Source organism: Sphingomonas sp. HT-1 (assembly GCF_048568905.1).
Lineage (GTDB): Bacteria > Pseudomonadota > Alphaproteobacteria > Sphingomonadales > Sphingomonadaceae > Sphingomonas.
On record NZ_CP183770.1, the window covers coordinates 453,640 to 475,370 of the forward strand.

The 21,731-nt window shown below is 64.8% G+C and carries 21 protein-coding genes; all 21 read left to right on the plus strand.

All coding sequences use genetic code 11. The features are described 5' to 3' along the window. Nucleotides 1-4 precede the first annotated feature (4 nt). The 21 genes from ACNFJ7_RS02155 to ACNFJ7_RS02255 all read left to right on the plus strand — a co-directional run bounded on the left by ACNFJ7_RS02155 (nucleotide 5) and on the right by ACNFJ7_RS02255 (nucleotide 21,729). Nucleotides 5-1,696, plus strand: coding sequence for a terminase large subunit (locus ACNFJ7_RS02155; RefSeq protein WP_037513466.1), 1,692 nt, complete (start codon nucleotides 5-7; stop codon nucleotides 1,694-1,696). Nucleotides 1,697-1,707: 11 nt separating this feature from the next. Then, on the plus strand, nucleotides 1,708-2,325 hold the full coding sequence (locus ACNFJ7_RS02160; protein ID WP_019369290.1) for an HK97 family phage prohead protease: 618 nt from the start codon (nucleotides 1,708-1,710) through the stop codon (nucleotides 2,323-2,325). Between the two features lie 46 nt (nucleotides 2,326-2,371). Next, complete coding sequence (locus ACNFJ7_RS02165; protein ID WP_019369289.1) at nucleotides 2,372-3,895, plus strand: phage major capsid protein; 1,524 nt, start codon at nucleotides 2,372-2,374, stop codon at nucleotides 3,893-3,895. 70 nt (nucleotides 3,896-3,965) lie between these two features. Next, nucleotides 3,966-4,256, plus strand: coding sequence for a hypothetical protein (locus ACNFJ7_RS02170; RefSeq protein WP_019369288.1), 291 nt, complete (start codon nucleotides 3,966-3,968; stop codon nucleotides 4,254-4,256). After that, complete coding sequence (locus ACNFJ7_RS02175; protein WP_019369287.1) at nucleotides 4,253-5,626, plus strand: phage portal protein; 1,374 nt, start codon at nucleotides 4,253-4,255, stop codon at nucleotides 5,624-5,626. Before ACNFJ7_RS02170 ends, ACNFJ7_RS02175 begins: the two co-directional genes overlap by 4 nt. Further along, the gene (locus ACNFJ7_RS02180) at nucleotides 5,601-7,046 is read left to right on the plus strand and encodes a hypothetical protein (protein ID WP_419724231.1); all 1,446 of its coding nucleotides are present in this window, start codon (nucleotides 5,601-5,603) and stop codon (nucleotides 7,044-7,046) included. Before ACNFJ7_RS02175 ends, ACNFJ7_RS02180 begins: the two co-directional genes overlap by 26 nt. Before the next feature lie 19 nt (nucleotides 7,047-7,065). After that, nucleotides 7,066-7,815, plus strand: a complete 750-nt coding sequence (locus tag ACNFJ7_RS02185; protein WP_019371238.1) for a hypothetical protein — start codon at nucleotides 7,066-7,068, stop codon at nucleotides 7,813-7,815. A gap of 13 nt (nucleotides 7,816-7,828) precedes the next feature. Beyond that, the gene (locus ACNFJ7_RS02190) at nucleotides 7,829-8,329 is read left to right on the plus strand and encodes a hypothetical protein (protein ID WP_019371237.1); all 501 of its coding nucleotides are present in this window, start codon (nucleotides 7,829-7,831) and stop codon (nucleotides 8,327-8,329) included. Continuing rightward, nucleotides 8,326-8,547, plus strand: a complete 222-nt coding sequence (locus tag ACNFJ7_RS02195; RefSeq protein WP_019371236.1) for a hypothetical protein — start codon at nucleotides 8,326-8,328, stop codon at nucleotides 8,545-8,547. The genes ACNFJ7_RS02190 and ACNFJ7_RS02195 overlap by 4 nt, the downstream gene beginning before the upstream one ends. Beyond that, the gene (locus tag ACNFJ7_RS02200) at nucleotides 8,544-9,170 is read left to right on the plus strand and encodes a head-tail connector protein (RefSeq protein ID WP_019371235.1); all 627 of its coding nucleotides are present in this window, start codon (nucleotides 8,544-8,546) and stop codon (nucleotides 9,168-9,170) included. The genes ACNFJ7_RS02195 and ACNFJ7_RS02200 overlap by 4 nt, the downstream gene beginning before the upstream one ends. Continuing rightward, a complete protein-coding gene (locus ACNFJ7_RS02205; RefSeq protein ID WP_019371234.1) occupies nucleotides 9,167-9,535 on the plus strand; it encodes a phage head closure protein in 369 nt (122 codons plus the stop codon). Before ACNFJ7_RS02200 ends, ACNFJ7_RS02205 begins: the two co-directional genes overlap by 4 nt. Next, nucleotides 9,535-10,065 (plus strand): hypothetical protein, encoded by a 531-nt coding sequence (locus ACNFJ7_RS02210; protein WP_019371233.1) that lies wholly within the window; start codon nucleotides 9,535-9,537, stop codon nucleotides 10,063-10,065. The genes ACNFJ7_RS02205 and ACNFJ7_RS02210 overlap by 1 nt, the downstream gene beginning before the upstream one ends. Next, the gene (locus ACNFJ7_RS02215) at nucleotides 10,062-10,457 is read left to right on the plus strand and encodes a hypothetical protein (protein ID WP_019371232.1); all 396 of its coding nucleotides are present in this window, start codon (nucleotides 10,062-10,064) and stop codon (nucleotides 10,455-10,457) included. The genes ACNFJ7_RS02210 and ACNFJ7_RS02215 overlap by 4 nt, the downstream gene beginning before the upstream one ends. A gap of 50 nt (nucleotides 10,458-10,507) precedes the next feature. Continuing rightward, complete coding sequence (locus ACNFJ7_RS02220) at nucleotides 10,508-10,732, plus strand: hypothetical protein (protein WP_019371231.1); 225 nt, start codon at nucleotides 10,508-10,510, stop codon at nucleotides 10,730-10,732. 68 nt (nucleotides 10,733-10,800) lie between these two features. After that, the gene (locus ACNFJ7_RS02225; RefSeq protein WP_019371230.1) at nucleotides 10,801-11,250 is read left to right on the plus strand and encodes a hypothetical protein; all 450 of its coding nucleotides are present in this window, start codon (nucleotides 10,801-10,803) and stop codon (nucleotides 11,248-11,250) included. Nucleotides 11,251-11,361: 111 nt separating this feature from the next. Then, nucleotides 11,362-11,787: a hypothetical protein gene (locus ACNFJ7_RS02230; protein WP_019371229.1), complete on the plus strand. Its 426-nt coding sequence runs from the start codon at nucleotides 11,362-11,364 to the stop codon at nucleotides 11,785-11,787. Between the two features lie 137 nt (nucleotides 11,788-11,924). Further along, nucleotides 11,925-12,218, plus strand: coding sequence for a phage tail assembly chaperone (locus ACNFJ7_RS02235; RefSeq protein ID WP_236704378.1), 294 nt, complete (start codon nucleotides 11,925-11,927; stop codon nucleotides 12,216-12,218). Between the two features lie 38 nt (nucleotides 12,219-12,256). Beyond that, the gene (locus tag ACNFJ7_RS02240) at nucleotides 12,257-12,946 is read left to right on the plus strand and encodes a hypothetical protein (RefSeq protein WP_152997708.1); all 690 of its coding nucleotides are present in this window, start codon (nucleotides 12,257-12,259) and stop codon (nucleotides 12,944-12,946) included. 137 nt (nucleotides 12,947-13,083) lie between these two features. After that, the gene (locus ACNFJ7_RS02245; RefSeq protein ID WP_152997707.1) at nucleotides 13,084-17,940 is read left to right on the plus strand and encodes a phage tail length tape measure family protein; all 4,857 of its coding nucleotides are present in this window, start codon (nucleotides 13,084-13,086) and stop codon (nucleotides 17,938-17,940) included. Then, nucleotides 17,937-21,380 (plus strand): hypothetical protein, encoded by a 3,444-nt coding sequence (locus ACNFJ7_RS02250; protein ID WP_019371225.1) that lies wholly within the window; start codon nucleotides 17,937-17,939, stop codon nucleotides 21,378-21,380. Before ACNFJ7_RS02245 ends, ACNFJ7_RS02250 begins: the two co-directional genes overlap by 4 nt. Before the next feature lies 1 nt (nucleotide 21,381). Next, on the plus strand, nucleotides 21,382-21,729 hold the full coding sequence (locus ACNFJ7_RS02255; RefSeq protein ID WP_019371224.1) for a hypothetical protein: 348 nt from the start codon (nucleotides 21,382-21,384) through the stop codon (nucleotides 21,727-21,729). Nucleotides 21,730-21,731: the final 2 nt, after the last annotated feature.

Genomic DNA, 21,731 nt, shown 5'->3' on the forward strand with positions numbered 1-21,731 from the left:
GGCGGTGCCGGTCTGGTCAACCGCATGCGTGGACTGGAAAACCCGGATCCGCGAGCGCCGCACACTTGTGCCCTTCGAGCCGTTGTTCCCGCCTTCAGCCGAGGCGAAAATGGCGGTCTTCAAATCGCTGCGCATCGTCGACCTGCCGGGGCGACCGACCATCGGCGAGTCCGCGGATACTTGGCTGCTCGACTTCGCTGCTGCGATCTTTGGCGCGTACGACCACGAGACGGGGCAGCAGCTGATCCGCGAAGGCATGCTGCTCGTGTCGAAGAAGAACACGAAGTCGACGATCGCCGCCGGCATCATGCTCACCGAGCTGATTTGCGGCTGGCGGGAATCGGACGAGAACCTGATCCTTGCGCCGACGATCGAGGTCGCCGGTAACAGCTTCAAGCCCGCATGCGACATGATCCGGGCCGATGAGGAGCTTGACGCGCTGCTCCACATCCAGGAGCACATTCGGCTGATCACGAACCGCGTCACCAAGGCGACGCTCAAGGTGGTGGCGGCTGACAGCGCGACGGTATCGGGCAAGAAGGCCAGTCGGGTGCTTGTCGACGAGCTTTGGCTGTTCGGAAAGAAGGCCACCGCCGACGCGATGCTCCGCGAGGCGGCGGGCGGGCAAGTTTCGCGACCGGAGGGCTACACCCTCTACCTGACCACGCAATCGGACGAGCCGCCGGCGGGCGTATTCAAGGACAAACTGGCCTATGCCCGCGACGTCCGCGACGGCTTGGTGCAGGACAACGAATTCCTCCCGGTGCTCTACGAGTTCCCCGAGGAGATGATGGCTGCCGGCGAGCACCTGCTGCCCGCCAACTTCTACATCACCAACCCCAACTTGGGGCGCTCGGTCAGCCAGAAGTGGCTGGAGAGCGAGTTTCGCAAGGTCGAGAACGCCGAGGACGGCACCAAGCAGGTCTTCTACGCGAAGCACCTCAACGTTGAGATCGGCGTCGGCCTTAGACACAACGCATGGGCGGGCGCGCTCTACTGGGAAGCTGCCGCGGCGCCTCCGGAAATATGGGACGGCACGCTCGAGCAGTTCCTCGCGATCTGCGAAGTCGCGGTCGCGGGGATTGACGGGGGCGGGCTCGACGACCTGCTCGGCTTGACGCTGCTCGGGAGGCATCGAGAGACTAAGGCCTGGCTGAGCTGGTCGCACGCGTGGGCACAGTTGGACGTGTTCGAGCGTCGCAAGGATATCGTCAGCCGGCTTCAGGACTTCATTGTCGAAGGCACCCTGACGAAGTGCGAGGATCCAACGCAGGATCTCGTCGAACTGGCTGACATCCTCGAGCAGGTGAAGGACGCCGACCTGTTTCCGGAGGAATATGCGATCGGACTCGATCCCGCTGGCGTCACTGCCATCGTGGACGAGTTGATCGGGCGGGGCTTCACCGAGAAGCAGCTTCTGGCGATCTCGCAGGGCTTTCGTCTGTCGGCCGCGGTGTGGGGATCGGAGCGCAAGCTTAAGGACCGCACGCTGCTCCACGCCGTACAGGAGCTCATGAACTGGTGCGTGGGTAACGCGAGAGCGGAACAGCGCGGTAACGCCGTGCTGATCACAAAGCAGATCGCAGGCAAGGCCAAGATCGACCCGCTCATAGCGCTGTTCAACGCGGTCATGCTGATGTCGCGCAATCCGGCGGCAGCCAGGCGGGCCGACTATCAGATGCTCATCATCGGCTGAGGAGGCCGCACATGCTCAACCGGGCCTATTCGTTCATCGAGGTGAAGGTGTTCGATGACGCCAGGCGCACCATCGAGGGAACCGCCACTACGCCGTCGCCGGACCGGATGCAGGACCGTGTCAATCCGCTCGGTGCTAAGTTCGCGCTGCCGATCCCGTTCCTCTGGCAGCACCAGCATGACAAGCCCGTAGGTCATGTCATCGATGCCGACGTGAAGGCATCCGGCATCAAGTTCAAGGCTGAGCTGGCGCAGACCGACGAGCCGGGCAAGCTGAAAGACTTGCTCGACATGGCGTGGCAGTCCCTCAAGCTGAAGCTGGTGCGCGCCACCTCGATCGGCTTCAACCCTATCAAATACTCGTTCCTCGACAATGGCGGCATCGATTTCGAAGAGTGGGACTGGCTTGAGCTTTCAGGCGTGACCATTCCCGCAAATCCGGATGCCGTCATTTCGGCCGTGAAGCAGTTCGACCGCATTTACCGGGAAGCTCAGGGCGTCCCGGAATTCCAGATCCCGCAAGCCCCCACGAATGCCGCGACAGGCAAGTCCGTCAGGGTGGTGAAGCTGGACGCGCCAGCCCGCGACCGGGTGGCACCCTTCGTCGTGCGGAACATCATCCGCACGTGACCTCAAAGGGCGCGGCTCGCCGCCAGCCTTCTACCGGAGTTACATCATGAAAATCATCGGTCTGATCGCGGCGGTGTTCGCCGCTATCCTCATCGCCATGCCCGCCCAGGCGGCCGATATGGCCAACACCCTCTATGTCTTTGCGAGCGGCATCGCTGCTCACGGTCACACCATCGCGCTCGCGGCGGTCGCCGGCGTCCCGATCGCCGACCAGATCACCGCTTTCGAGCAGAAGCGGGCTGCGCTGGTCGCGACCAATGAAGGCATCATGACCAAGGCCGCCGAAGCCGGTTCGACGCTGGACGCCGACCAGGAAGAGGCCTTCGACGATAACCAGAAGGATATCGAGGCGATCGACAAGCACCTGGTGCGCCTGCGCGCGATGGAGAAGAGCTCCGCGAGCAGGGCGCAGGCCGTGACCGGCAAGAACGGTGTCGATGGCACTCAGTCGCGCAGCGGCCCCACCATCATCATCAAGGGTGATGCCGACGAGAAGTTCGAGGGCCAGAACTTCACGCGTCTGGTGATCGCCAAGACGCTCGCCCGCATCGAGGGTGTCGGCTTTGCGCTCGAAGTAGCTCGCAAGCGCTGGGCCGATCGTAACCCCACGCTCGTCCAAGTCGTGCGCGCGGCGGTTGCCGGCGGCGGCAGCGACAGCGGCGAATGGGGCGCTGAGCTTGTCACCGCAGACGGCCGCTATACGGGCGACTTCATCGATTATCTCTATGCCCGCACGCTGTTCGATAATCTGCCGCTGCGCGAGGTTCCGGCCAACGTCACGATCAAGGGCCAGGACGGCACGGCGACCGCTTATTGGGTCGGTCAGTCCAAGTCGATCCCCGTGTCGAAGCCCGACTTCTTCAACGTCAATCTCACGCCGCTGAAGGTTGCTGCACTGGCGGTGGTGTCGAAGGAGCTGCTGCGCGACAGCACGCCGGCGGCCGAGATGCTGGTTCGCGATGCTCTGGTCGAGGCATCGGCGCAGAAGGTGGACGGCACCTTCTTCAGCGCTGCCGCCGCAGTTCCTGGTGTATCGCCGGCGGGCATTCTGAACGGCGTGACGGCTATCCCCAGCGCCGGCAATGACGTCGACGGGCTGATCACCGACATCAAGGCGCTCTATGCGCCGTTCATCACCGCGAACAATGCCAGCGGCCTCCAGTATGCCACCACTGAGTCGCTCGCGAAGTCGATCGGCCTGATGCAGAACGCGCTTGGGCAGGACGCCTTCCCGGGCATTACCGCATCCGGCGGTACGCTGAAGGGCGATCCAATCAGCGGCGGCGGCAATGTCGGCGCTGGCGACCTGATCCTGATGAAGCCGTCGGACATCTACAAGATCGGCGACCGCGGCGTCGAAGTGTCGATGTCTACCGAGGCTGCGATCGAGATGGCGGATAACCCCGCGGGTGCAAGCGACACGCCGACGGCCAATGCCAGCGTCGTCTCGATGTTCCAGACGGAATCGGTGGCACTGAAGGTGGTGCGACCGCTGAACTTCGCGAAGCGCCGCGCGTCTGCCGTCGCCTACGTCGGCGACGCCGACTACGGCACGCCCGTCACCCCGTAACGACCAGGCGTCCATCGAGCCGGGCGGGGGTTTGCTCCCGCCCGCTCCCCTTACCCAGGAGGCTGAGCCGATGCTGATCGCGACCAAGCCATTCACCTATGCGACCCGGCGCCTGAAGGCGGGCGATACGTTCGAGCCGCGCACCCGCGCGCACGAGCGCCTGCTGATCGCGCTGAAGCGCGCCCAGCGTTCGGCCGGCGAAAATCAACCCGACGAGCAGCAGGATCCTGCACCGCAGGCCCCCGCGCCCAAGGGTGATGATCTGGCCTCGCTCCGGAAGGCCTATGAGGTCAAGTTCGGCAAGCGACCTTATCACGGCTGGGATGCGGCGACGCTGACCGAAAAGATCGGTGCGGCGTGAAGCTGTTCGGGTTCGAGATCACCCGAGCCCGCAAGTCGCTGTCGCCGCCGCAGGAATGGCGCGGCGGTTGGCACACGGTGCTCGAATCGCAGCCGGGAGCATGGCAGCAGGATATCAAGGTCCGGCAGGACACTGTCCTTGCCTTTCCGGCGGTGTTCGCCTGCCAGACGCTGATCGCGTCGGACATCTCAAAGCTGCGCGTTCGCCTGGTCCAGCAGGACGGCGATGGCATCTGGTCGGAGGTAACCAACCCGGCCTATTCGCCGGTGCTGCGCAAACCGAACCACTACCAGAACCGCATTCAGTTCTACGAGACATGGGTGCTGTCCAAGCTGCAGCGCGGCAATACCTATGTGCTCAAGCGCCGCGACGGGCGCGGTGTGGTCGTCGGCATGTACGTCCTCAACCCTGATTTGGTGACCCCGCTCGTCTCCGATGACGGGTCGGTCTTCTACCAGCTCCAAACCGATGATCTTTCCGGGCTGCCCGACTGCATCGTCGTTCCGGCCCGCGAGATCATCCACGACCGGTTCAATTGCTTCTTCCATCCCCTGGTCGGGCTCTCGCCGATCTATGCCAACGGCATCACTGCGATGCAGGGCGACGCGATCCAGAAGACGAGCACGCGTCTGTTTCAGAACGGCGCTCGACCGGGTGGCATCCTTACCGCGCCCGGGCAGATCGATCCCGAGAACGCCAAGCGGCTGAAGGATTACTGGGACGCCAACTTCACCGGCTCCAACGCAGGCAAGGTCGCTGTGCTGGGGGACGGGCTGAAGTATGAATCGATGTCGGTGCAGGCCAAGGATGCGCAGCTGATCGAGCAGCTGAAATGGACTGCCGAGGTGGTGTGCTCGACCTATCATGTGCCACCCTACAAGATCGGCCTCGGGCAGATGCCGACGAACAACAACATCCAGTCGCTGAATATCGAATATTACAGCCAGGCGCTGCAGGTGCTGATCGAAGCGATCGAACTCTGCCTCGATGAGGGCCTTGGCATGGTCGGGCAGACGCTCGGCACCGAGTTCGACCTTGAGGGCCTTTTGCGCATGGACAGCAGCACGCAAATGGACGTGCTCGAAAAGTCCAAGGGCAAGTTGACGGTCAACGAGCAGCGCAAGCGGATCGGCGTGAAGCCGGTACCTGGCGGCGACACGGTCTACCTGCAGGAGCAGGATCACAGCCTGGAATGGCTGGCGCGCCGCGACGCGCAACCGATCGAGGCGACAACGCCGCCGCCCCCACCGGCCGCGGCGCCTCCCGCAACCGACACTCCGGCCGAATCCGGTGCTAAGGTCATCGACCTATGGGCCGTTCGCCGCCGCGCGAAAGGCAAACTCGATGATCGACTCCGACGCGCTAGCTGACCTGATCGCCGAGCTCATTGGCGACCATGTCGAGCGCGCCACGGCGCCTCTGGTGGTGCGGATCAGCGAGTTGGAGCAACGATTGGCCGCCCAGCCTGGGCGCGACAGTGTCCGTGCTATGATCAACGACACTGTCGCGGCTTTGCCGCCACCTTCGACACCGGAAGCCATCACCGCAGAGGATCTGGCGCCGCTGATTGAGGAAGCGGTACAGCGCGCGGTTGCCGCGTTGCCCGCGCCGAAGGATGGGGAGAGCGTCGACCCGGCGGTTGTCCGGGGTATGGTCGATGAGGCAGTTGCTGCTCTACCGCCTCCGCCAGCACCGGAAGCCATCACCGCGGAGGATCTGGCGCCGCTGATTGAGGAAGCAGTACAGCGCGCGGTTGCCGCGCTGCCCGCGCCGAAGGATGGCGAGAGCGTCGACCCGGTGGTGGTCCGGGGCATGGTCGATGAGGCGGTTGCTGCTCTACCGCCTCCGCCAGCACCGGAAGCCATAACCGCGGAGGATTTGGCGCATCTGATCGAGGAAACGGTACAGCGCGCTGTTACCGCGCTGCCCGCGCCGAAGGATGGCGAAAGCGTCGACCCGGCGGTTGTCCGGGGTATGGTCGATGAGGCGGTTGCTGCTCTACCGCCTCCGCCAGCACCGGAAGCCATAACCGCGGAGGATTTGGCGCATCTGATCGAGGAAACGGTACAGCGCGCGGTTGCGGCATTACCCGCACCGAAGGACGGCGAGAGTGTCGACCCGGCGGTTGTCCGGGGCATGGTCGATGAGGCGGTTGCTGCCCTACCGCCTCCGTCAGCGCCGGAAGCAATCACTGCGGAGGATTTGGCGCCTCTGATCGAGGAAACGGTGCAGCGCGCTGTTGCCGCGCTGCCCGCGCCGAAGGATGGCGAGAGCGTTGATCCAGCGGTGGTTCGCTCGATGATCGACGAAGCCGTCGCCGCGCTGCCGCCCGCCGGGGACGGCGTTGGTCTAGCAGACGCGCTCATCGATCGCTCTGGCGAGCTGGTGCTCACCCTGACCGACGGATCGATCCGTAAGCTGGGCCAAGTCGTCGGCCGGGATGCCGATATGGCAGCGTTGCAGCGCCAGTTGCAGGAAATGGTCGACGCGATTCCGAAGCCTAAGGATGCCTTCTCGCTCGATGATCTCTCCGTCGAGAGCGCTGACGGCGGGCGCACGATCCGTCTGTCCTTCAGCGCCGGCGGCCTTTCGAAGTCGTTTGAACTGGCGATCCCGGTGACCATCTACCGCGGCGTCTGGCGCGAAGGTCAGTACAAGGCCGGCGATGCCGTCACCTGGGCTGGATCACTGTGGATCGCGAACGAAGACACCGCAGCCAAACCTGACACCGGCGAGAGCTGGCAGCTGGCTGTCAAGCGGGGCCGTGACGCCCGGCCGGCCAATCTCTGATCTCGATTAGGAGCCGACAATGCCCGACAACCTGACCACACCGGTTGCCGACGCGACCGTGCTCGCCGCCAAGGATATCGGCGGCGTCAAATTCCCCCAGAACCTGCTGAACGACGCGGCCGGTGCCGATGCGATGGGGCTTGTTACGGCTGCCCCGGCGGCAAATACCCTGCTTGGGCGCCTCAAGGCGATTGCCGACTTGCTCACCCTGACCAATGGCTTCGTCGATCAGCTTGAAGGTCATCTCGATGGCGTAGAAGGTTTGCTCGCCGCGCCGACGCCGGCGGGCGAGAACTATATCGGCAAGACGGGCGGCGACGTGCTGGTCTGCGCGCCTGCCGCACCGCCGGCAACGAGCGCGGGCACATATGCGGCGGGCAACGTCCTGGGCACGAAGTTCCAGTTCCCGGGTGTCGCCCGCACGGCTGGCGCGGCCAGCTTGATCCAAGCCGCGAGCGTTCTCTGCAAGTCGGCAAACACCGCGCAGATCGACTTGATCATCTTCTCGGCCGATCCGACTGCCTCAACCTTTACCGACAAGGCCGCGCTCAACGTCGCGCCCGCCGATTATGACAAGGTGATCGGCGTCGTCTCGCTCAGCAGCTGGACGTCGCTTGGTGCAGCTGCGCTCGGCCAGAACGTGGCGGTTGGCCTGCCATTCCGCCTGCCAACCGGCACCAGCCTGTTCGCCGTCATGGTCGCCCGCGGTGCGATCACGTTGGCCTCTACGTCCGACCTGCTCCCGACGGTCCGCATTATTCCTGGCTGATAGGAGGCGCGCCATGCTGACGCACCTGATCGCCCTTGGCTTGTTCACCGTCGACGACGGCAGCACGAGCCAGAAGGGCAACGTGATTGCGACGTCGGACCGCACGGCGGTGATGACGATCGTGCCGGCAGCCGTCGCGCGCGCGAGCGGTCTGCCGTTCGGCGCCGCGGCCTGGGCGCAGCCGTACGACCCTGGCGACCATGCGCCCTATGCGATTGACTTCTCCGATCTACTCGATGAAGGCGAAAGCATCGCCAAGATCGAGGCGATCAAGGTGTCCCCGACGGCGGCACTCCTCGGCATCGCCATCGATGAGTCGGCCAATTACCGCCCAATCATCGATGTCGGGGGTCAGAAGGTCCAGGTGTGGTTCCTGATCGATCAGGCTTATTGGGAGGCAGCACAATTTGCAGCTGGCGGGGTGCAACTGCCGCTGTCGGTGCGGGTGCTTACCGATGGCAGTCCGGCGAAGCGCTACGAGCGCACGGCGGTCCTGACGGTGCGGCAGCTGTGAAGATCGACAACGGCCGCCGCGCCCAGCTGGAAATCGCCGGGGTGTTCTCTGGAGTGGCTGGCGTGCAGGGCAACAGGGTGTCGTTCCTTCCGAACCGCTCAACAGCGCGGCCGGAGAGCGTAAAGGGCGGCATGCTCGGCGGCCAGCCCGTCCGGCTGACCACCACGAAGGACCCTTCCGGTCCCTTCTACACCGCGCGTTTCGAGGTGATTGAATGACGATCGCGGAGATGCGCCAGATCGTCGGCTTGCCGGAGAGCGCCACCGACGCGGAAGTGGTCGCCGCCTACGCGGCGCTGATCGATGACGGGCGCCCGGCATCGCTGCCGATCGTGGAGCCGGTCACCGTCGAGCAGGTGCGGCGGCACTGCAAGATTGAGGAGGACGAGGAGGATCCTCTCATTGAGCAGAAGATCCGCGCGGCGCGCGAGTGGGTAGAGGATTATACCGGCTGGATTGTCGCGCAGCGTACGTTGGTTCAGCACTTCCAAGGCTGGGGAGTACATCTCGAGCTCTACCGCCGACCAGTCGTGTCCATTGATTCGATCACCTACGATGGCCCTGCCGGTGCTGCGAGGCTTGCGCAGGGCGGGTTCTTGCCCGCTCGCGATGGGCTCCGCATCTACCCCAGCGCTTCCGGGTGGCCGCCGCTCCGGTCTGGTGGCGGCGTAACCGTTGCCTACACCGCAGGATACGACGCCGGCGAGGTCCCGCACTCCATGATCGAGGCCATCATCGTGCTGGTCGCCGGCATGTTGGGGAAGCGGGAAGGCGGCTACGAGCATGCGCAAACCGCGGCGCGGGCACTGCTCGCCCGCTTCCGGCAACCGGCTCTCGCATGACGTCGGTCTTCGACCCCTCCAAGCTCAACCGCCGGGTGCGGATCGAGCGCCCAGTACCAGACACCAGCCTAGACGGGGCGGGCTCGGGCACCTGGGAGCTCGTGAAGGAAGTTTGGGCCGAGGTGCAAGACGTGCTGCCGAGCCGCGGCGAGCGCTTGGCGGAAGGGATCAACGTTGCGGCGCGCCCGGCGCGCGTCAGGATCCGGTACCGTGACGACGTGAGGTCGGACATGCGCCTGGTACTGCTAAGGAAGGGCGTGCCCGAGCGCATCATGCAGATCGTCTCGGGGCCGGCGACGCTCGGCAACCGCGACGGGCTCGAGCTCATGGTCGAGGACTATCGCCCCGCTGGGAACCCCGCCTGATGGTGACCGTCCGAGGTAAGGCGCATCTCGATCGCTATCTCGATCAACTGCCCCAGGACATCGAGACCAAGCTGCTACGTGGCGCGGGCCGCGCAGGCGGGGAGATCGTCGCTGACGAGGCGCGCGAGCGAGCGCTAGCCAATGAGGTTCGCGATGCCGTTGTGCTTCGCAGTTCGTCTCGTGACGGCCGTATCGTGGTGAAGATCACCGTCCGCCAGGGATGGAGCTACTCACTAGGCGTCTGGCAGGAATGGGGGACCGAACCGCACTTCATCCGTGTCGCCGAGGATCAACGTCAGGGCCGTAGCATCGGTCGGATCAATAAGCTGGCGAAGGCGGGTTCGCTCGTAATCGGCGGCAAGTTCGTCGGCGAGACGGTCTACCACCCTGGCGCGCGCCCAAGCCCGTTCCTCCGGCCAGCGCTGGATATCCGCGCCGCAGACGCGATCAAGGCCGCGCAGGCGTACATCAACAGCCGGATCGTCGGCGGGAAGATCGTCGGGGCAGATGAGCCGGAGGACGCGCCATGAGCGGGACCACCATCATCGGAACACTGATCCGCGCCGACGCAGCGATCCTGGAGAAGGTTGCGCTGGCGAGCATCAAATCGGGCGCGCTACCCGAAGATGTCACCTTGCCGGCGCTGCTGATCACCTCGACGAGCCTGACCGAGCGGCAGTCGCTGGTGCGCGGCGAGACGACACCGCAGAGCGAGCGCGTATCGGTAAAGGTGCGCGCCGCGAGCTACGCAGACCAGAAGCTGATGATGAAGCTGGTCGTGGATTGTTGCGCCGGGAAGACCGGCACAATCGCCGACTTCGACAACGTCTCCATCCTCACCGCTGGCCGCGGCCCCGATATGCGCGGGCCGGCCAACACGTTCGACCAGACCCAGGATTTCCGCGTCCACTATCACGCGTGAAATGGCCGGCGGACCGCCGTGCCAGCACACCCCCGAAATGGAGACCGACCATGTCCGACAAGAAGGGCATCGCCCTGAAGGCGTTTCGCGACGCCGGCACCAAGAAGCGGTTCGCCGCCGGCAAGACGTATGATTTCACCGAAGGTGAGTTCGCCAATTACGAAGCCGCCGGCCTGATCGCGAGCCCCGACCACGATGAAGCCAAGGCCGCGGGCAAGCCCGCTGCTGGCGCCAATCCCGAGACCAAGACGGCAGCGAAGAACGCCGCCGCGTGAACCCCGGGCCCGGGTGACCGGGTGCGGCCCCCGCCGGCGTGTCCGGCTCGCCTTCCAGGAGAAATACGATGTCCTCTCAGACCGCGGCGGGCACGAAGCTCGCCATTTCGGCGGAACAGCCCGCCAGCGAAAATGCCACCGGCTATGCCGCGCTGACCTTTACCACCGTCGGCGGCGTCGAGCAGCTCGGCGCATTCGGCGCCAGCTTCGCCAAGGTGGAGTTCCAGCCACTCGATGGTGCCAAAGAGAAGTACAAGGGCTCGCGCGACAATGGTGCGCTGACCGTGCCTCTGAAACTCGATAGCGAGGACGCTGGCCAGGCGCTGATGCAGACCGCCGCCGAGGATCCGAGCCAGGATCTCTATTCGGTCAAGGTGACCTACTCGGACGGTGCGATCCGCTATTTCGGGACCCGTGTGTTCGGCATGCCGGAAACGGTGGGCGGCGCAGATACGATGATAATGGCGAATCCGGTGCTCGAGATCTGCACCGACATCGTCAAGGTCGCCGCTCCGTAACCCATTCCCCACCGGCGCCCGCGACGCCGGCAATACCTTTGTACCGGCCCGTTCGCGTGATCGCGGGACGCGCGGCGGGCCGGTGCACCATCCTACCGCGAAGGAAGTCCCATGTTCGATATCACCAGCCAGGCGGTCAGCGAGACCGCCGCAATCCACATCAAGAGCGCTACCGGCGAGCCGCTTTATGCCGATGCCGAGCGCACCAAGCCGGTCCGGATCGTCATCTATGGCCCCGCCAGCAAGGCATTTGCCGGCCTGGAGACCCGACAGGCGACCCGCAGCGCGGCGCGACTGAAGGCGAATGACGGCGATTATGTGCCTGTCACCGCGGAAGAGCGGCAGCGCGACACTGCCGACGACCTGACGATGATCACCGCGGGTTTCGAGAATTTCACCTATGGCGACGGCGGCATGAGTGGCCCTGAGCTCTACCGTGCCGTTTACGCGGATCCGCGGCTTGGCTTCATCACTCGCCAAGTGGTGCAGAGCCTGGGCCAGTGGAGCGCCTTCGCGGGAAAGTCAGCCGCCGCCTGACCCTCTATGTCCGGCATTTGGCGTGGCTGAACACCGCGCCAAAGCCGGATGAGCGATCGCAGCGGGCGCAGACACAGGCGGATGCGCCGAGAGTGAGCCGCGCCGCGCGAATGAAGCGCGATGGCTTGCCGATCAGGATGCCGCCAAATCCTATGCCGCATGTCGTCGAACGGCTGATGGAAATCGGCCTGACCGAACCGGCCGGCATGGGCATTGGGCCGATCAGCTGGCGATCGATCGCGGACTGGCAGCAAGCGACCGGCATCGAGCTCAGCAGGTGGGAAGTGCGTTTGCTGCGGCAGCTGTCGGTGGAATATGTTGCCGAGCAGCACCGCGCCGAAAGCGAGACCTGCCCGCCGCCCTGGCGTGCTGAAGTGACGCAGCGCGAGCGCGAGATAGGCGAACAGCAGTTGCGGATGGTGCTCGGCTGATCTCACAGCTATACCTCCTAGAAAGCTGGGGAGGTGTCATGCGCGCGGCCGTTTTTCTACTTTGCCTGGTGTGCGGATCGGCCACTGCACAGCACCGCAATAACACCCCGCCGCAACATCAGATCCTTTCATCGGGTGTTTTGACGGGCGCTGATATTGTGGCGATCGCTCGGCTGAAGGCCAAAGAAGAAGGCGACCAGTTCAGTGAGGATCATACGATTCAGTATGTCGGTCGTGAATTCGTTGTAGACCTTCCCGCGCGAGCAATAAGCGTTAGATACGATAAGAATACGCAGACCCTTGTGGCCTCGACGCCGACCATGGATGACGGGATTGATCTTGTTCGAGAGGAAAAGGAAACGCGAGGTGTTGGCCAGAATGCCTTTGGCGCCAAGGTAGCAATGACGAAGCGCCGCGGCGCTTATTATGGCATTCTTCTTCCAGGCAAGTTCTACAGCAGAAGGCCGATCGCTTTCAGCGCCACCCTTGATGGTCCCGCCGCACGCAGCCTGAGCGCCGCTCTACGGCTGCGACTACGCGGAATCCTCGTCTCTGCGGCTAACAGTAAGTCGCCCGTTCTCTCGATGCCTCTGGTTGCTGATGCGACCGTTGACGAACCTGTAGATGTGTGGATCAGCCGATACCTTGTGGCTGTGAAATTCTCAAAGGCGGAGTGGCTGGATGGGCGAACTTCGGCGGTCATCAAAGCGGCCGACATTGAAGATTAGTTGCCCAACCTTTTAACCACACGATCAATAAGGCCGAGACGGCTGCCCTGATATAGCTCTTCGCTCGGTCCAACTACTTCACCGACACCATTCATTCTAACCCTGCTTCGGCGGGGCTTTTTCCGTGGAGGCCGCGCATGGACGACGGTAGCCCAATGCTCGAGGTCGGCTTCACGATCGACCCGTCCTCTTCGGAGGCAGCTCTCGCCGAGCTGCGCGGCGCGCTGGACACGACGGAAACAGCCGCGGTGCGCATGGCCGGAAACATCGAGCGCCAGACCAGCAGCATGATCGATGCGGGAGCGATCGTCGGCCGGATGTCTACGATCACCGCCGCTACCACCCGCGCAGAGCGCGAGACGCGCGCCGAGAAGCTGCGCACCGAACAGGCGATCGAGCGCCTGATCGGTCAGATCGATCGGGAGACCGCAGCCGTCGGCCGCAGCCGGGAGCAGCAGCGCGAGGCGCGCGTCGAGGAACTGGCCGCGACCGCCGCCAAACACGGCAACACCGACGCCGCAAACCGCCTGACCGCCAGCCTTGAAACCCTTCGCAGCGCCCGCGATGCGCACAGTGTATCGATGCGGGCAGAAGCTGACGCCGCCACACGGCTGGCGCGCGAGCATGCTGACTTGGTCGCACAGGTCCGTGGATCGCAGGCCGCGCAGGAAGCTGATGCGGCTGCTGCCGAGAAGCTGCGCATGGCCACGGATCCGCTCTATGCGGCCACGAAGCGGCTGAATGCCGAGATCGCGGAGTCCACCCGGCTCTATCATGCCGGCGTCACTGCCCCCGCTGAATATGCTCGCCAGCAGGAGGTGCTGACCCAGCGCCTGCGCGGTGTTGCAGATCAGCAAGACCTGGCAGCCAAGGCAGGCCGGAACAACGCCTTCGCCCTGCAATCAGTGGCGGTTCAGCTGCCCGACGTGATCGGCGGTTTGCTCACCGGTCAGAAGCCGATGACGATCTTCATTCAGCAAGGCTTCCAGATCGCGCAGGTCGGCATGATGGCCGAGGGCGGGCTGAAGGGCTTCGCGCGCTCGATCGGCGAAGTGTCGAAGGCTGCGCTGATCGCCGTCGTCACCAATCCGATCCTGCTGGGTTTGGCCGCTACGGCCGGCGCTGTGGCGGGATCGATCGCGCTCATGAACAAGGCCGCGAACAGCGGCAGCAGCATGAAGCAATATGCCGCATCGCTGGGCTTGACTGAGAAGCAGATCAGGCAACTCGACAACGTGACGGTGACCTACGGGGACACGACCAAGGCGGTCTTCCAAGTCGCGGGCCGCGCCATCTGGGACGGCATAGGCCCGGCCGTCACCTCGACCTGGACGGTTATGAAGGGGTGGCTGGAAGCGGTCGGCGCCGGCGCCAAAACGTCGGTCAACTTTGTGATTGGTGCGTTTGTGGGCGGGTTCGGTGCGATCAAAGCAACGTGGAGCCAGTTGCCGGCAGCGCTGGGCGACGTGTTCTTCAGCGTCGTCAATCTGAACATCGACGCCATCAACATGATGGTGCGCAAAGCCATAGAGGGTATCAACTGGCTGGGCGCACAGGCCAACAAGATCCTTCCTTCGTTCATGCAGCTCCCGGAACTGGGTGCGCCGCAGATCGAGCGCGTCAAGAACCAGTATGCAGGGGCTGCCAAAGACTTCGGCGACGCGTTCCGCGCGACGCTCGGCGAGTCGATGAAGACCGACTATCTTGGCAACGCCGCAGGCGCGGTGATCGCTCAAGCCCGCAGGAACGCTCAGGATCGGATCCGCAAGGATGCCGAGAAGAAGGGCTATCTCGATCCCGAAAAGGCAAAGAGCGACAAGCTCGCCGAGCGCCTGGGACGGGAGAACCGCGCGATCGAGGCGCAGATCCGCAACCTCTATGCGCTTGCCGACGCCTATGGGGTTTCTGGCGCCGAGGCACTGATTGCCGAAGCGCGAATGAAGGCGGAATCTGACGCGATCAACAAGCGCGGCGATGCCGCGCTGTTCGTCAACCGACAGATCCGCTTGGAGATCGCGCAGCGCGTCTCCGATGCGACGAAGGCCACGGCATCGTTGCGCGACCAGGCCGGAGTGCAGGAGCGGGTGAATGCCGCCATCGCGTCCGGGCTGGTGCCGGCGTCGCAGGCGGCGGACATGGTGCGCGATCAAATTGCCGACTTGCCGCTGCTCGCCGCGGTACAAGCTGCACAGCAGCGTGGGTTGGCTGATGAGGCGGCGCGCGCAACGCAGGCGCTGGACGATCAGCGCGCGGCACGAGTCCGCCTTACTGTCGCCGAGAGCCGGGCACGGCTCAACGCATCGATCCAGACCGGCAGCGACCGCCTCGCCGAACTTCGCGAGGAGTTTCGGCTTGTCATCGCGGCTGCCGATGTGCGCGAGCGATCCATGGCGGAGTTTCGAGCTCGACAGGAGACCGTAGGGTTGTCCGGCGTCGATCCCGCACAGGTCGACGCCTATGTGAAGCTGCAGGGCGATATCGCTGTCCAGACGCTGGCCAATGCGCAAGCCCAGGACGCCTATAACGAATCGCTGACGTTCGCCGCCGACCGGTGGGACCTGATTGCGCGCAACGTGCAGAGGGCCGGCCAAGGCATGGCGGATTCGTTCGGCGAGGCTGGAAGGGCGCTCGGTGACCTGGCATCGGTGTTTGCCGAGTATCGTGCCGACCATGAAGCGGTCGCGGCATCGCACAAGCTGGAACTGAGCCGTATCGACGGTATCGTCGACGCGCGGGAGCGGGAAGCCGCGGCACTCCGCGAGAATGCAAGATTCGCGCTTCGCACCGCGACGATGCAGGTCGGCGCGTTCGGCGATGCCGCCAACGCCGCGAAGCGGTTCTTCGGCGAGAACACGGCTGGCTACAGGTCGATGGCTGCAGCTGAGAAGGCGTTCCGCGCCGTCGAGTTTGCACTTTCGGTGCGGGCGATGGCGCAGGATGCGATCGAAACCGGCAGCTCGATCCTCAAGAGCGGAGCCCGCGCTGCCGCGCATGGTGTGGAGGCTGTCGCCAAAGCGATCGCCTCGCTCCCGTTCCCGCTCAACATCGCGGCCGGCGCGGCGACTGCGGCGGTCATTGCGTCGCTGGGGATCGCCATCGGTGGCGCATTTGGTGGGAGCCGCCCCAAGCAGGCGCCGACGAACACCGGAACCGGCACCGTCTTTGGGGATAGCACGGCGCAGAGCGAGAGCCTGAAGCGCGCGATCGACGAGTTGAAGCAGGTCGACACGCTGACCAACGTCTATTCGCGCCAGATGCTCGAATCGCTGCGGTCGATCGACAGTCAGATCAGCGGCGTAGCAGCCGTGATCGTGCGCGGCGGCGACATCAACGCGAGCGCTAATGTCTCCACCGGCTTCAAGCCCAACCTGGTCGGATCGGTGCTCGGCTCAATCCCGTTGATCGGCGGCGCGCTCAGCGGCCTGTTCGGGACCCGCACGGATGTGACCGGGAGCGGGATCTATGGCGGCGCGCAGAGCATCGGCAGCGTGCTGAATGGCGGGTTCGACGCCCAGGCCTATTCGGACGTCACGAAAACGAAGAAATTCCTCGGCATCGTCACGGGCCGGTCGTCGTCGACCACGTACGGCGCCCTTGATCCGGCGCTCGAAAATCAGTTCACGCTGATCCTGCGCAGCTTCAATGATGCGATCAAGGCGGCCGCCGTGCCGCTGGGCGAGTCCACGGACGCGATCCAGCAGCGACTGAATGGCTTCGTCGTCAACATCGGCAAGATCGACCTGAAGGGGCTGACCGGCGAGCAAATCCAGGAGAAGCTGAGTGCGGTGTTCGGCGCCGCGGCGGACAACATGGCCACCGCAGCCTTTCCGCTGATCTCGCAATTCCAGCGCGTTGGCGAGGGCGCCTTCGAGACGCTCACCCGCGTCGCCACGACGGTGGAGCAGGTCAGTACCTCTCTTGATCTCCTAGGCAGCAGTGCCCGGGGCATGAGCATCGCGGCGAAGCTGGGCCTCGCCGACCAGTTCGAGAGCGTGTCGGCGCTAAACGATGCCGCCACCGCTTATTTTGCGGCCTATTACACCAGCGCCGAGCAGGCGGCGGCCCGCACCGCGCAGCTTTCCACCGTGTTCGGCAGCCTGGGCCTCGCGATGCCTTCCACGCTCGATGCGTTCCGCCAGCTGGTGGAGGCGCAGGACCTGACCACGTCGGCCGGACAGGCGACCTATGCGACGCTCCTGAAGCTCGCCCCCGCCTTCGCCGACCTCCAGACCTCGCTGCAAGGCGCCAAGAGCGCCGCGGACATCCTGAGCGAACGCCAGGGACTTGAGCGGCAGATTTTGGAGTTGCAGGGCAAAACCGACGAAATCCGCAAGCTCGACCTGGCGAAGCTGGACGCGAGCAATCGCGCGCTACAGCTGCAGGTCTGGGCAATCCAGGATGCGAAGTCCGCCGCGACGGCTGCCGAAGAACTGCGGCAGGCGTGGACGAGCGTCGGCGACGGCATCATGGACGAAGTCCGCCGCATCCGCGGGCTCGGCGACGCCACTGGTGCGAACACGTTCGCTGGCCTGATGGGACGGTTCAACGCGGCGACGGCGGCGGCGCGCGGCGGCGACCTTGATGCCGCGAAGTCGCTGCCGCAGCTGTCGCAGGCGCTGCTTGCTGCCGCGACAAGCGCCGCGACCAGCCGGCAGGAGCTGGCCCGGGTGCAGGCGCAGACGGCCGCGAGCCTTGAGGCGACCTACGGCGCGATCGGCCAACTGGGCGCCGCCGCAACCTCGGCTACGGACAATGCGCTGCTGGCGGCGGCCGCGACCGCGCAGGCGGCAGCCTCGCCTTCGAATGACAGCGCGGCGACGATCGCGTCGCTGATCGCACTGATATCCGACCTGAAGCAGGAGGTCCGGCAGTTGCGCGATGATAATAACGCCGGCCACGCCGCGACGGCGGGCAACACCGGCAAGACGGCGAAGATTCTCGACACGGTCAATCAGGCCGCCGGCGGCATCGCGCTAGCGGTGGCTGCGGCATGAAGGTCGTTCGTCCTCTCCCGATCAGTCTGACGGCGTCCTCGGTGCCGGAGAATGATCATCCGGCGTGGGCGGCCGATGTGGCCTATGCGCTGGGCGCGCGCGTCATCGTGCCGGGACTTCACCGGGTGTTCGAGAGCGCCGTCGGCGGCAATCAGGGCAACAACCCTGCGACAGCAGCTACGTTCTGGACAGAAGTAGGCCCGACAAACCGCTGGGCCATGTTCGAGACAGCCGCCGGTCCTGCCACCAGCGCTACGGCCCCGATCGTGGTGACGCTCGCGCTGCCGGATGCCGTCGACGCTATTGGACTCGTCGACCTGCAGGCGGCGAGCGTGCGGCTGGAGATCTCCGCAGGCAGCGCGACCATTCTAGACCAGACGCGCAGCGTGCCGGCGGCGTGCGAGGTGTTCCTCGGCCTGCTTCCCGGGGTGGGCCGGTCAGCGACGATCACGATCACGCCAGCCGCGGGTGCGGCGGCGATCATCGGGAAGCTGATCACGGGCACGGCGCTTGACCTGGGCAAGCTTGCCGATGCGCCGACGGTCGGCCTGACTGACTTCAGCCGCCGCGATACGGACGAGTTTGGCGTCACGACCGTCGTCGAGCGTAGCTGGACGAAGCGGATTGAGGCGACGTGCCGCGTCCCGGCAGCGGCTGTCGACAGCATCCAGCGCCAGCTCGCCGCCTTCCGCGCGCAGGCGGTGCTCTGGATTGGCAAGGCGGACAATGCCGGGCTGATCACCTACGGCTTTTACAAAGACTTCTCGCAGGTGATCAGCCTGCAGGGTATCAGCACCTGCTCGCTGTCGATCGACGGTCTGCCGGCGGCGGATATCGCCACGCCCGCCGTGGATCCAGCGGTGAGCGGCGTCAGCGACTTCCAGGTCGTTCGCCCGGCTGAAATCACCGATGCTGCGCTGGTGGCGTCCAGCGTGCCGGAGAGCGACTACCCGGTCTATTCGAGCCTCACCAGCTACGCCGCAGGCGCCCGCGTCATCCTGCCGGCGACGCACCGCGCCTATGAGAGCCTGACCGCCAGCAACGCCGGGCACAACCCGGCCACCAACAGCACGCATTGGCTCGACGTCGGCCCGACGAACCGCTGGGCGATGTTCGATCAGGCGCTCGGCACAGCCACCACGGCGATCGGTCCGATCGAGGTCCAGCTGAAGCCGGACACCTTCGCCGACGCCATAGCGGTGCTCGACGCGACTGGCGCCACCGTTCGCGTGCAGGCGCCGGTCTATGACCGCACCCAGACGATCGGCGGCGAGCAGACCACCGCGCTATTCCTCGACCTTGCGCTCGCCGCCGGTGACACTGCCACGGTGACCATCTCTGCCGCTGGTGGTGGCTCGGTCGCTGTTGGCACGCTGCTGATCGGGGCGCGGGAGGGGCTGGGCAAGCTTGAAGACGCGCCTACGGTCAGCACCACCGACTTCAGCATCAAGAACACCGATGATTTCGGCCAGACCGTGCCGATCGAGCGCGCCTGGGCGAAGAAGATGGAAGGTCGCAGCCTGGTGGCGACGACTCGGATCGACGGTCTGATGCGGCGGCTGGCGACGCTTCGCGGCAAGCCCTCGTTGTGGATCGGCGCGGCCGAGCTCGACACGCTGACGATCTATGGCTTCTTCCGCGACTTCACCGTCACCCTCGGCGAGCGCGTCAGTATCGCATCGGTGACGATCGAGGGCTTGGCCAAGGCTGCGCCCGCCGTGCCGTTCAATGCGGCGATCGAGTGGGAGAACATAACAGGTCCAGGCAAGCCGGCGGACAACGCGACCGTGGGCGCTCCGCCGGGAACTTCCGTTGGTGGGGTGCCGGCAAGCGCGGTAGCGGACGCGATCAAGGACACCGCCGGCAACGTGGTGCCGGTTCGCGACCAGCTTGCCGCCACCAAGGCGACGATCGACGCGGCCGTTGCTCTGGCGCGGCTGGAAGCGGCGGAAGCTCAGGAAGATGCGACGCAAGCGCGCATCGACTTGGCGGCCGAAGTCGCACGCGCAAAGGGAGCAGAGGGCACGCTGACCGTCGATTTGGCGGCCGTGAAGACTACGGCGGACGGGGCGGACGCGGGCGTCACCAGCGAGGCGACCGTGCGGGCGCAGCAGGACCTGGCGCTGAGCTACCGGCTCGACGTCACCGAGGCCCAGCTTGGCGGCGGGCAGGACAGCGGCTTGCGGGCTCAGATTCGAGATGAGGCAACCGCGCGGGTCAACGCCGTGGATGCGATCGCTGGTCGAACTGCGTTGGTAGAAGCGCGCGCGGCACGAAGCACCTTCCTCAATCGAAATGCCGTGTTCTCAGAGCCGTGGGCTGTGAACGGGGTGCCGCCCTCCTGGCAACTCTGGGCAACTGAAGGCAACCCCTACATCGGATGGTGGAACCAAACGACTGGGAATGGCCACTATGGCGCCTATGCGCTCCAAATCGATCGCCAAGGTCGGAATTGCGGCGTCAGGCAGGAAATCTTGGGCCAATTTCCGGTTGGTTGGTACGTGCTGGAGATGGAAGGTCGTTTTGAAGACGGCGACACCCGCGGGTCCGGCATGCTCGCGCAGTTTTATCGGTCGAATGGCACGGAGCATTCCTTTGGCACACTCGCCTTTTGGCTAGACCCAGACAGCGCTGGGTTCAGGGGCGGTCGGCCCAATCGGAGCTTCAGCAAACTGGTCTGGTGCGCCGAGGACAGCACCCGTATCTCGCTTTACCTCATGGCCGGCTGGGAAGCTTTTGCGAACCCGTCTCCCGGCTTTTTACGAACTATCTGGCATAAGGCTGGCATCCGGCCCGCAACGCGCACCGAGATCGACACGCAAACGGTGATGAACGCGGATGTGATTGCCCGAATCGGGACTGAGGAAATCACACGAGCGGACCAGGACCGCGCGCTTGCCGATCGCACTAGCATTGTCGAAGCCAAGCTAAACAAGACCACGGATAGTCCCCTCTATGCTGCCGTGCGGGACGAAGCGACCGCTCGAGCGGATCAGGACCGTGCGCTCGCCGATCGCACAAGCATTGTCGAAGCCAAGCTGAACAAGACTACCGATAGCCCTCTCTATGCGGCCGTGCGTGAGGAAGCGACAGCCAGAGTTGACCAGGTCCGCGCGGTTGCGGACCGGACCAGCAGCGTGGAAGCGAAGCTGAACGGAACAGAAGACAGCAACCTCCGCGCACGCATCGTGGAATCCGAAGCCGCGATATCCGGGCTGAACGGGCGCACCGCAGCGTATTGGCAGGTGCTTGCCGTCGCCGGGAACAATCGAGCGCTGATCGGTCTGTGGGCGGACGCGAACGCCGGGGCTGGCGTCGACATCGTAGGGGATGTCCGAATCACCGGCGCCGACCAGGACGGAAGCGCGGTACTCAGCGGGCGAGGTGTCTTCACCTTCTATCAAAATGGCGCCCCGTGCGTGCGCCTGGGGCGTTGGTAGGATGCCGACCGGCCTCATGCTGACCTTGTCGGACGGCACGCCAACCTTCGATCAAACGACGCCGCTGGTGAAGTTCCTCGGCCAGGTGACGATCGGCGTCGGCTATACGGGTGAGCCCTATCAAGGGAGCATTTACGACCCGAGGTTCACCCAGTACGCACTGCACCGGCCAGACTGGTGCCGCATAGATGGGGGCTTCAACTCCGAAGGCTTCGACGCTCGCTGGCACTTCGAGGGCAATAGCCTGATTTGGACCTATCCGATTCAGCAGCCTAGCTACGTCACCATCAACGGCATTCCGACGCTGGTGAACCGGCCGCGCCAGACGATCAGCTACTTTCTGGTTTGATC

What these genes read in the sequence shown, in the direction of transcription:
- ACNFJ7_RS02160 (WP_019369290.1), top strand. Translation starts at nt 1,708, where the DNA reads ATGCTCAACCGGGCCTATTCGTTCATCGAGGTGAAGGTGTTCGATGAC.
- ACNFJ7_RS02165 (WP_019369289.1), top strand. Translation starts at nt 2,372, where the DNA reads ATGAAAATCATCGGTCTGATCGCGGCGGTGTTCGCCGCTATCCTCATC.
- ACNFJ7_RS02170 (WP_019369288.1), top strand. Translation starts at nt 3,966, where the DNA reads ATGCTGATCGCGACCAAGCCATTCACCTATGCGACCCGGCGCCTGAAG.
- ACNFJ7_RS02180 (WP_419724231.1), top strand. Translation starts at nt 5,601, where the DNA reads ATGATCGACTCCGACGCGCTAGCTGACCTGATCGCCGAGCTCATTGGC.
- ACNFJ7_RS02185 (WP_019371238.1), top strand. Translation starts at nt 7,066, where the DNA reads ATGCCCGACAACCTGACCACACCGGTTGCCGACGCGACCGTGCTCGCC.
- ACNFJ7_RS02190 (WP_019371237.1), top strand. Translation starts at nt 7,829, where the DNA reads ATGCTGACGCACCTGATCGCCCTTGGCTTGTTCACCGTCGACGACGGC.
- ACNFJ7_RS02200 (WP_019371235.1), top strand. Translation starts at nt 8,544, where the DNA reads ATGACGATCGCGGAGATGCGCCAGATCGTCGGCTTGCCGGAGAGCGCC.
- ACNFJ7_RS02205 (WP_019371234.1), top strand. Translation starts at nt 9,167, where the DNA reads ATGACGTCGGTCTTCGACCCCTCCAAGCTCAACCGCCGGGTGCGGATC.
- ACNFJ7_RS02210 (WP_019371233.1), top strand. Translation starts at nt 9,535, where the DNA reads ATGGTGACCGTCCGAGGTAAGGCGCATCTCGATCGCTATCTCGATCAA.
- ACNFJ7_RS02215 (WP_019371232.1), top strand. Translation starts at nt 10,062, where the DNA reads ATGAGCGGGACCACCATCATCGGAACACTGATCCGCGCCGACGCAGCG.
- ACNFJ7_RS02220 (WP_019371231.1), top strand. Translation starts at nt 10,508, where the DNA reads ATGTCCGACAAGAAGGGCATCGCCCTGAAGGCGTTTCGCGACGCCGGC.
- ACNFJ7_RS02225 (WP_019371230.1), top strand. Translation starts at nt 10,801, where the DNA reads ATGTCCTCTCAGACCGCGGCGGGCACGAAGCTCGCCATTTCGGCGGAA.
- ACNFJ7_RS02230 (WP_019371229.1), top strand. Translation starts at nt 11,362, where the DNA reads ATGTTCGATATCACCAGCCAGGCGGTCAGCGAGACCGCCGCAATCCAC.
- ACNFJ7_RS02235 (WP_236704378.1), top strand. Translation starts at nt 11,925, where the DNA reads ATGCCGCCAAATCCTATGCCGCATGTCGTCGAACGGCTGATGGAAATC.
- ACNFJ7_RS02240 (WP_152997708.1), top strand. Translation starts at nt 12,257, where the DNA reads ATGCGCGCGGCCGTTTTTCTACTTTGCCTGGTGTGCGGATCGGCCACT.
- ACNFJ7_RS02245 (WP_152997707.1), top strand. Translation starts at nt 13,084, where the DNA reads ATGGACGACGGTAGCCCAATGCTCGAGGTCGGCTTCACGATCGACCCG.
- ACNFJ7_RS02250 (WP_019371225.1), top strand. Translation starts at nt 17,937, where the DNA reads ATGAAGGTCGTTCGTCCTCTCCCGATCAGTCTGACGGCGTCCTCGGTG.
- ACNFJ7_RS02255 (WP_019371224.1), top strand. Translation starts at nt 21,382, where the DNA reads ATGCCGACCGGCCTCATGCTGACCTTGTCGGACGGCACGCCAACCTTC.